This window comes from Butyrivibrio sp. NC2007 (genome assembly GCF_000421405.1).
GTDB lineage: Bacteria > Bacillota > Clostridia > Lachnospirales > Lachnospiraceae > Butyrivibrio.
The window spans coordinates 129,480-137,642 of sequence record NZ_ATWY01000011.1; the positions used below are offsets into that span (position 1 = coordinate 129,480).

An 8,163-nucleotide genomic window follows, 5' to 3' on the forward strand; every position below is an offset into this window, starting at 1 on the left:
GTGTTTTTTATCTTCTCTTATCAGGATATTTTTCGTAGAACTTATCCTTGTCTTTATACATTTCCTCATCGGCATATCTCATGGCGAGTCTTAGCTGTCCGTCTGATTCGTCGTGATAGTAGCCTATTGCAAAGTAGAGCCATTCGGGATCAGATGCCCGCTCCCTAAGGATCCTGATCTTTTCTTCAAACTGTGGCTTGCTGTCAAAGGAGATGATAGTAAACTCATCACCACCTGCTCTGTAGATCTTATCGTCAGGGAATATCTCTTTTAACACATCAGCTGCATATACAAGGAGCTTATCACCCTGATCATGTCCGCCGTTATCATTAATGCTCTTAAGACCGTTGAGGTCACAGAAGGCAATATTGAAGGGCTGAGGGAAGATCTCAAGTTTGATCGCCAGCTCATCTACATTGACGTTCATGCAGTTACGGTTAAATACGCCGGTTAGCATATCAACGTTACTGAGATACTCAAGTCTCTCGAGGAAGGTGTGGTTTGCAACTTCCGCAGTCAGGAAGAAGGATACAAGCTCAATGGTCTGTTTGATCCTCTCCATATTCGATACATCAAAGTTTGTGATATAGAGATAACCTGTGATCACACCGTTGTGGGTGAGAGGGAAGAGGCAAAGGCTCTTAACATCGTTCTCTCGAAGGGTCTTAACCCATGGCCCGGCAAGCTTTTCGTAGTGAGCCATATCGGCTTCATCTTTGATGATTATGCTGTCGGTCTCTCTGCAGAGTTTTTCCCAGCTATCAACTATTTCATACGGGAAATGTGTGAAGATGTCTTTTATGCAGATCTCGTCATTTCTGACAGATTCACTTATAACATCAAATTTCTGCTGATCACTAAGGACTGTGAGAATTGCTGCAGCATAGGAATCAGTATATTCACGAAGATCTTTAATAACAGTATTTATGCTGTCTGAGAAGTCATTTTCGTTACGAAGCTCAAGACAGGACTTGATGACGAAGCTGGAAATGTCAGGAGAAACAGAAGCAAACTTGCCTGTATCCATCTCTCTGTTCAAGGTGTACATGAACTGACAGTACTTAACGTCAGGCTCCTCCTCGTCTTCACAGCCGGGAGCAACAACAGGGAAGAGGATATCTTCGGTCCAGTAGCCGTACATCTTGGTGGTATCAACATAGGTGTTGATATGCTTACCATTCCAGGCTGCGTCAAATACTATGGCCTCAAACTTGGGCTCTTTCGGAATATGAGAGGTGTAGAGCTGACCCTCGATATGCTTATCAAATTCCTCATAGCTGACAGATGACCCACCTTCCATTTTTGAAAAGAGGTCGTAGGAACTCTTTTTAAAGATCTCATTGATGGCAAAAAACCTTATTTCACCGCAGGTTCCGTCAGGATTCTTTCTTACAGACATGACGGTTGCCGGCATTGTGAATGTGTTTAAGCTGCTTTTGAAGATATTGTACATCTGACTTGACATTTTGGCCTCCATACAAACGGCATGACGTTAATAATTGTACTATTATATATTATCATAAAATGCGCGGAAAGATTAGATAACAGGACAATATTTTTGTAAAAAGACTATTAACAATAAGCTACTTCCGCCAAAGGGCAAAGTGAAGTATAATCTACTAAAAGGAGGAGAGTGTATGGATGTCTCATTACCGATTATCTGGTTGATCATCACAGTTGTAATGTCAGTAATCGAACTTATGACCATGGGACTTGTTACCATCTGGTTTGCAGCAGGGGCAGTGATAGCTCTTTTGCTGGCTCTTATCGGAGCACCTCTTTGGCTTCAGGTGGCAGCTTTTCTTGTGGTATCAGTGGTAGTCCTGGTTCTTGTAAGACCTATTGCAGCAGCACATTTTAACAACAGGCTCAAGAAGACCAATATAGATGCTATCATCGGCAGAAAACTCATTGCCAAGACCGACATTGACAATCTTCATGGCACAGGTAAAGTAGATATGGACGGCTCAACCTGGATGGCAGCTTCAAGCGTCGATAATATCACAATAAAGGCAGGAGAAGAGGTCAGGGTTGTAGAAGTCAGAGGAGCAAAACTTATTGTTGAAAGGGAGGGCTTATAATGACAGCCGCAATAATTGCAATTTTCGTTGTACTCGTAATCATTTTGTTAGCTACCAATATCAAGATCGTACCACAGGCTCATTCCTACGTCGTTGAGGAGCTTGGTGCATACAAGGAGACCTGGGACGTTGGTCTTCACTTCAAGATTCCTTTTATCGACAGAGTAGCAAGACAGGTGGATTTAAAGGAACAGTACTGTGACTTCCCACCTCAGCCCGTTATCACACAGGATAACGTTACAATGCAGATTGACTCAATCGTATTCTTCAGAATTTCAGATCCAAAGGCTTATGCATACGGCGTAAGAAATCCTATCGGAGCTATTGAGAACCTTACAGCTACAACACTTCGTAACGTAATTGGTTCACTTACACTTGATGAAACTCTTACTTCAAGAGATCAGATCAATGCCCAGATGCAGGATGCACTGGATATCGCAACCGATCCCTGGGGAATCAAGATCACCAGAGTTGAGCTTAAGAACATCAATCCTCCTGAGCAGATCAGAGATGCCATGGAGAAGCAGATGAAGGCTGAGCGTGAAAAGAGAGAAAAGATCCTCTTTGCAGAAGGTGAGAAGCAGTCACAGATCACTGTTGCAGAAGGTGAGAAGCAGAGTAAGATCCTTCAGGCTGAGGCTGACAAGCAGGCTACAATCCTTAGAGCTGAGGCTGAGAGAGAGAAGAGAATCCGTGAGGCTGAAGGCCAGGCTGAGGCTATCAAGAGCATTCAGAAGGCTAACGCTGAAGGTATCACAATGCTGAAAGAGGCAGGAGCTGATGAGTCAGTTCTTACACTTAAGAGCCTTGAGGCCTTTGAGAAGGCTTCAAACGGACAGGCAACCAAGATCATTGTTCCGTCAAATATCCAGGGCATCGCAGGTCTTGCAGAATCATTAAAAGAGATAGTTAAGTAATGGCAAATGATTTCGCGGTATTTAGTGACATACACGGCAATCATACAGCTTTTCAGGCATGTATAGATTATGCCATGGGCAAAGGAATAACCAATTTTGTTCTTTTGGGTGACTTTGTTACTGACTGCCCGTACCCCCAGAAGACCATGGAACTGATATATGTGCTGAAGCAGTACTTTAACACATATATTATCCGTGGAAATCGGGAGGAATATCTTTTAAACTACAAAAATTCCGGGGCCGGAAACTGGAGAAAAGGCTCTGCCAGTGGTTCCCTTCTTTACACATATGAGAATCTCACGGGCAAGGACTTTGATTTCTTTGAGTCTCTCCCCAACTATGGGATGTACCAGGTAAAGGGAATGCCCGGATTTGAATTCTGCCACGGCTCACCTACCAATACCAGTGAGCTTTTGTTCAGGGAAAAGAGAAATACCAAGAAGGTACTTTCTCACCTAAAGTCGGGAGTTCTTCTGCACGGGCACAACCATATTCAAGGCACCTACATGTACAGAGGCAAGAAGGCCGTCAATCCCGGATCCATAGGTATACCGTGGTACTACGGAGGAAAGACTCAGTTTTGCATTCTCCACGGTAACGGTAAGGCCTGGGAAGAGGAGTATATTCAGCTGGACTACAACAGGAAAGAAATCCTCAGGGAGTTTAAGGAATCGGGACTTAGGGAGATAGCTCCCGCATGGGCAGCTGTGACCATGCACACCATCAGGACCGGAGTGGACCTTAACCAGACGGTGCTGTTAAGAGCCATGAGGCTCTGCGAACAGGAGAGGGGAACAGTAAAATGGCCCAATATTCCTGAGAAATACTGGGCTATAGCTCTTAAAGAAAACAATATCGATCTTAAGGGTAAGGAAATACCCAAAAAAGAAGAGGAGACTTAAAGGTCTCCTCTTTATGTTTACATTAAATTGTTGTGTCTACATTGGTTCCGGCTGCTGCTTCGGAAGCAGTTGCCTGTGTCTTGCTCTCTTCATTTTTAAGCTTTGCAAGGAGCTCTGACTTAGTGTAGGTTCCTGAGTTCTTGATATTGCTGAAATGGCTGTCCAAAAAGTTTGACTTGGAAGTCGAAGTCTTTTTTGTACTTGCTGTAGTTGTACTTGATGAAGAGTCAGCAGCTGTGGTGGTGGAACCTGTCTCCTGATAGGCCTTCAGCGCAGATTTGTTTCCGACTTTCTTGACATATGACTTCATAAGAGAGCCATAAGCGCCGCTCTTTATCTGATTATAATCGCCATAAAGGCTGCTCATGCTGCTGTTGAGATCAAACTTGCCGTTTAAACTTGAAAAGAAGTTTGTGCTCACTTTTATCACCTCCTTGAGTAAGTGTCTGCCAATCCGGCAAACGCCGCGCCATCCATGGCGGGGCAAAGCATACAATTACTTATGATTATTATGCAGTAGGTCCTTTGTAAATGCAATTTACCTGTTATTAAAAAATTATAAATTTATTGTAATATCGATTTATTCGATAAATACTTTTATTGGTGGTATAGTTAATAGGCTATTAAAGATTTAGGTGGATTTTAAATGACTGAAGGTTCTATTACAAAGAAGCTGATAAGCTTTGCAATACCGCTGTTCTTTGGGCAACTTTTGCAGCAGCTCTACAATGTTGTTGACTCGGTTGTTGTAGGACAGTTCGTTGGAAAAGAGGCTCTTGCTGCTGTTAGTACGACAGGAAGCCTTATATTTCTTATGGTCGGATTTATCAACGGCCTCTTTATGGGAAGCAGCGTAATAATAGGAAAGAGCTATGGTGCAAGGGACTATGACAAGGTCTCTGTGGCTGTACATACAGGCATTAAATTTGCAGTTCTGATGGGAATCACACTTACGGTTGTGGGCTTTTTCTTTACCCCGGTGATCCTTGGATGGATGGGTACTCCTTTAGATGTTTTGCCCAGCTCAACGCTGTATTTTAAGATATATTTCCTCGGCGGACTGGGAAATGTTATGTACAATGCCTGCTGCGGCGTTTTCCAGGCAGTGGGTGATTCGAAAAGACCTCTGTATTATCTTATGGTCAGCACGATCGTCAATACGGTCCTTGATATTTTATTTGTTAGATTTTTTAGCTTTGGAATCGGCGGAGCAGCAGCTGCAACGGTTATTGCTCAGTTTATCAGTGCAGGCCTTGCCTTCTCTAAGCTGACGCGCGTGGATGGGCCTCACAGAATAACCATATCAAAGCTTGTGATAGATCCGCAGATTATCAAAAAGGAACTGGCTCTGGGCTTCCCCACAGGAATTCAGAACAGTGTTATCGCTATAGGTAATGTTGTCGTACAGTCTAACATCAATGCTTTCGGAGCAGATGCAATGGCAGGTTGCGGCAGTTACTTTAAGCTCGAAGGATTTGTCTTTTTACCGATTGTATGTATGACTATGGCACTGACCACGTTTGTAAGTCAGAATCTCGGAGCGGGATTGTATGAGAGAGTCACAAAAGGTTCCAAGATAGGTGCCTTTATCAGCGCAGGCGCTGCAGAAATCATCGGTGTAATAACATTTGTTCTTGCACCTGTGCTTCTAAGAATGTTCTCACAGGATCCGGAGGTACTTGCTATCGGAGCTATGCAGGCAAGAACCGAGAGTCTTTTCTATTTCCTTCTTGCAACAAGCCATGCTCTTGCGGGAGTTTACAGAGGAGCAGGCAAGACTACCGTTCCCATGATCGTAATGCTCTCAAGCTGGTGTCTTTTGAGAATAACATATATCACGATCACAGTAAGGCTCATACCTGTAATCAATGTTATCTTCTGGGCTTATCCCCTTACCTGGTGCACCAGTACGATCATATTCATCATCTACTATTTCAGGGCAAACTGGATGAGACAAGAAAAATCATAAATATACTTGAATGACATGATAAAAGGTGCTAATATATGTTCTTGGAGGTTAGCACTCAATGAACCAGAGTGCTAACAAATAAAAAGTAAATTCATAAGATTACATAAAGGAGGCGTTTTGTAATGAAGTTAGTACCACTTGCAGACAGAGTTGTATTAAAGCAGCTTGAGGCAGAAGAGACTACAAAGTCAGGAATCGTTCTTCCCGGCGCTGAGAAAGAGAAACCACAGCAGGCTGAGGTTATAGCAGTAGGACCCGGCGGAGTTGTTGATGGCAAGGAAGTTAAGATGGAAGTCAAGAAGGGTGACAATGTCATCTATTCTAAGTACTCAGGAACAGAAGTTAAGCTTGATGATGTAACATACATCATTGTTAAGCAGAATGATATTCTTGCGATCATCAAATAATTTCTACGAATTAAGAAAAAGAAAAAATCGGAGGCAATAAAAATGGCAAAGACAATTAAGTACGGCGCTGACGCCCGCACAGCTATGGTAGAAGGCGTTAATAAGCTTGCTGATACAGTCAGAGTAACACTTGGACCAAAAGGAAGAAACGTAGTTCTTGATAAGTCATACGGTGCACCTACAATCACAAACGATGGTGTTACTATTGCAAAAGAGATCGAGCTTGAGGATTCTTACGAGAACATGGGAGCTCAGCTTGTAAAGGAAGTTGCTACAAAGACAAACGATGTAGCAGGTGATGGTACAACAACAGCTACAGTTCTTGCACAGGCTATGATCAACGAGGGTGTTAAGAACCTGGCCGCAGGAGCTAACCCAATCGTTCTCAGAAAAGGTATGAAGAAGGCTACTGACGCAGCAGTAGAGGCTATCGGCAAGATGGCAACCAAGGTTAAGGGCAAAGAGCAGATCATGAGAGTTGCTGCTGTTTCATCAGGAGATGATGAAGTAGGACAGATGATCGCTGATGCTATGGAGAAGGTTTCAAACGACGGTGTTATCACAATCGAAGAGTCCAAGACCATGCAGACAGAGCTTGACCTTGTAGAAGGAATGCAGTTCGACAGAGGATACATTTCAGCATACATGGCAACAGATATGGATAAGATGGAAGCTACATTAGAGGATCCATTCATCCTTATCACAGACAAGAAAATCTCAAACATCCAGGATATCCTTCCTCTTCTTGAGCAGATCGTTAAGACAGGAAGCAAGCTCCTTATCATCGCAGAGGATGTTGATGGTGAGGCTCTTACAACACTTATCGTTAACAAGCTCCGTGGTACATTCAATGTAGTAGCTGTTAAGGCTCCCGGATACGGCGACAGAAGAAAGGCTATGCTTGAGGATATCGCTATTCTTACAGGCGGTAAGGTTATTTCTTCAGATCTTGGTCTTGAGCTCAAGGATACAACAATGGATGATCTTGGAAGAGCTAAGAGCATCAAGGTTGAGAAGGAGAAGACAACAATCGTTGATGGTCTTGGAGCTAAGAAAGAGATCCAGGCAAGAGTAGCTCAGATCAAGAAGCAGATTGAGGATACAACATCAGACTTCGATAGAGAGAAGCTCCAGGAGAGACTTGCTAAGCTCGCAGGCGGTGTTGCAGTTATCAGAGTAGGTGCTGCTACTGAGACAGAGATGAAAGAAGCTAAGTACAGAATGGAAGACGCTCTCAACGCTACAAGAGCAGCTGTTGAAGAGGGTATCATCTTCGGTGGTGGATCAGCATACATCCACGCTTCCAAGGAAGTTGAAAAGCTTGCTGACAAGCTCGAGGGAGATGAGAAGACAGGAGCTAAGGTTGTTCTTAAGGCTCTTGAGGCACCTCTTTTCCACATCGCAGCTAATGCCGGTCTCGACGGATCAGTTATCGTTAACAAGGTAAAAGAGTCTAAGGCCGGAATCGGATTTAACGCATACTCAGAGCAGTACGTAGACATGGTTAAGGACGGAATCATCGATCCTGCCAAGGTTACACGTTCAGCTCTTCAGAACGCTACATCAGTAGCTTCAAGCTTCCTTACAACTGAGGCAGCTGTAGCTACAATCAAGGAGCCGGTTCCTCCTATGCCAGCAGGCGGCGCAGGAATGGGTGGAATGATGTAAGCGATAACGATCCAAGCATCCAACATAAAATATGAGAAAAGCCACGTTAGTGGTTTTGCAAACATAAAAGAAGTTCCTCCAAGCTTGCTTGGAAGGAACTTCTTTTATGTTTGTAAAAGGAGCGGTCAAATGAAAAACTGAATTCCGGTTTATAGTTGCAAAAAATGCATGTGAGGCTTTTTTAGGAGTTTTTTTTATAAAAATGGTACTTTGACATGC

The 8,163-nt window shown here is 43.5% G+C and carries 8 protein-coding genes; 6 read left to right on the plus strand and 2 right to left on the minus strand.

The window, feature by feature from the left end; all coding sequences use genetic code 11:
• Positions 1-7: 7 nt before the first annotated feature.
• Positions 8-1,465, minus strand: a complete 1,458-nt coding sequence (locus G632_RS0110380) for a GGDEF domain-containing protein (RefSeq protein ID WP_022769067.1) — start codon at positions 1,463-1,465, stop codon at positions 8-10.
• A gap of 172 nt (positions 1,466-1,637) precedes the next feature.
• Here G632_RS0110380 and G632_RS0110385 point away from each other — a divergent pair, with 172 nt between their 5' ends.
• The 3 genes from G632_RS0110385 to G632_RS19635 are packed head-to-tail and all read left to right on the plus strand — an operon-like array spanning position 1,638 to position 3,900.
• Entirely contained in the window at positions 1,638-2,081 is a 444-nt protein-coding gene (locus tag G632_RS0110385) for an NfeD family protein (protein ID WP_022769068.1), read from the plus strand.
• Positions 2,081-2,998, plus strand: a complete 918-nt coding sequence (locus tag G632_RS0110390) for an SPFH domain-containing protein (protein ID WP_022769069.1) — start codon at positions 2,081-2,083, stop codon at positions 2,996-2,998. The genes G632_RS0110385 and G632_RS0110390 overlap by 1 nt, the downstream gene beginning before the upstream one ends.
• Positions 2,998-3,900, plus strand: a complete 903-nt coding sequence (locus tag G632_RS19635) for a metallophosphoesterase family protein (RefSeq protein WP_022769071.1) — start codon at positions 2,998-3,000, stop codon at positions 3,898-3,900. The genes G632_RS0110390 and G632_RS19635 overlap by 1 nt, the downstream gene beginning before the upstream one ends.
• Positions 3,901-3,922: 22 nt before the next feature.
• On the opposite strand, the gene G632_RS0110400 is transcribed toward G632_RS19635, so the two are convergent.
• Positions 3,923-4,321 (minus strand): hypothetical protein, encoded by a 399-nt coding sequence (locus G632_RS0110400; RefSeq protein WP_022769072.1) that lies wholly within the window; start codon positions 4,319-4,321, stop codon positions 3,923-3,925.
• Between the two features lie 225 nt (positions 4,322-4,546).
• Between G632_RS0110400 and G632_RS0110405 the strand changes: the two genes are divergently transcribed.
• The 3 genes from G632_RS0110405 to groL all read left to right on the plus strand — a co-directional run bounded on the left by G632_RS0110405 (position 4,547) and on the right by groL (position 7,944).
• Positions 4,547-5,869 (plus strand): MATE family efflux transporter, encoded by a 1,323-nt coding sequence (locus tag G632_RS0110405; RefSeq protein WP_022769073.1) that lies wholly within the window; start codon positions 4,547-4,549, stop codon positions 5,867-5,869.
• A 122-nt stretch (positions 5,870-5,991) separates the two neighbouring features.
• On the plus strand, positions 5,992-6,276 hold the full coding sequence (locus tag G632_RS0110410) for a co-chaperone GroES (RefSeq protein ID WP_022766927.1): 285 nt from the start codon (positions 5,992-5,994) through the stop codon (positions 6,274-6,276).
• Positions 6,277-6,318: 42 nt separating this feature from the next.
• Positions 6,319-7,944, plus strand: a complete 1,626-nt coding sequence (groL, locus tag G632_RS0110415) for a chaperonin GroEL (RefSeq protein ID WP_022769075.1) — start codon at positions 6,319-6,321, stop codon at positions 7,942-7,944.
• Positions 7,945-8,163: the final 219 nt, after the last annotated feature.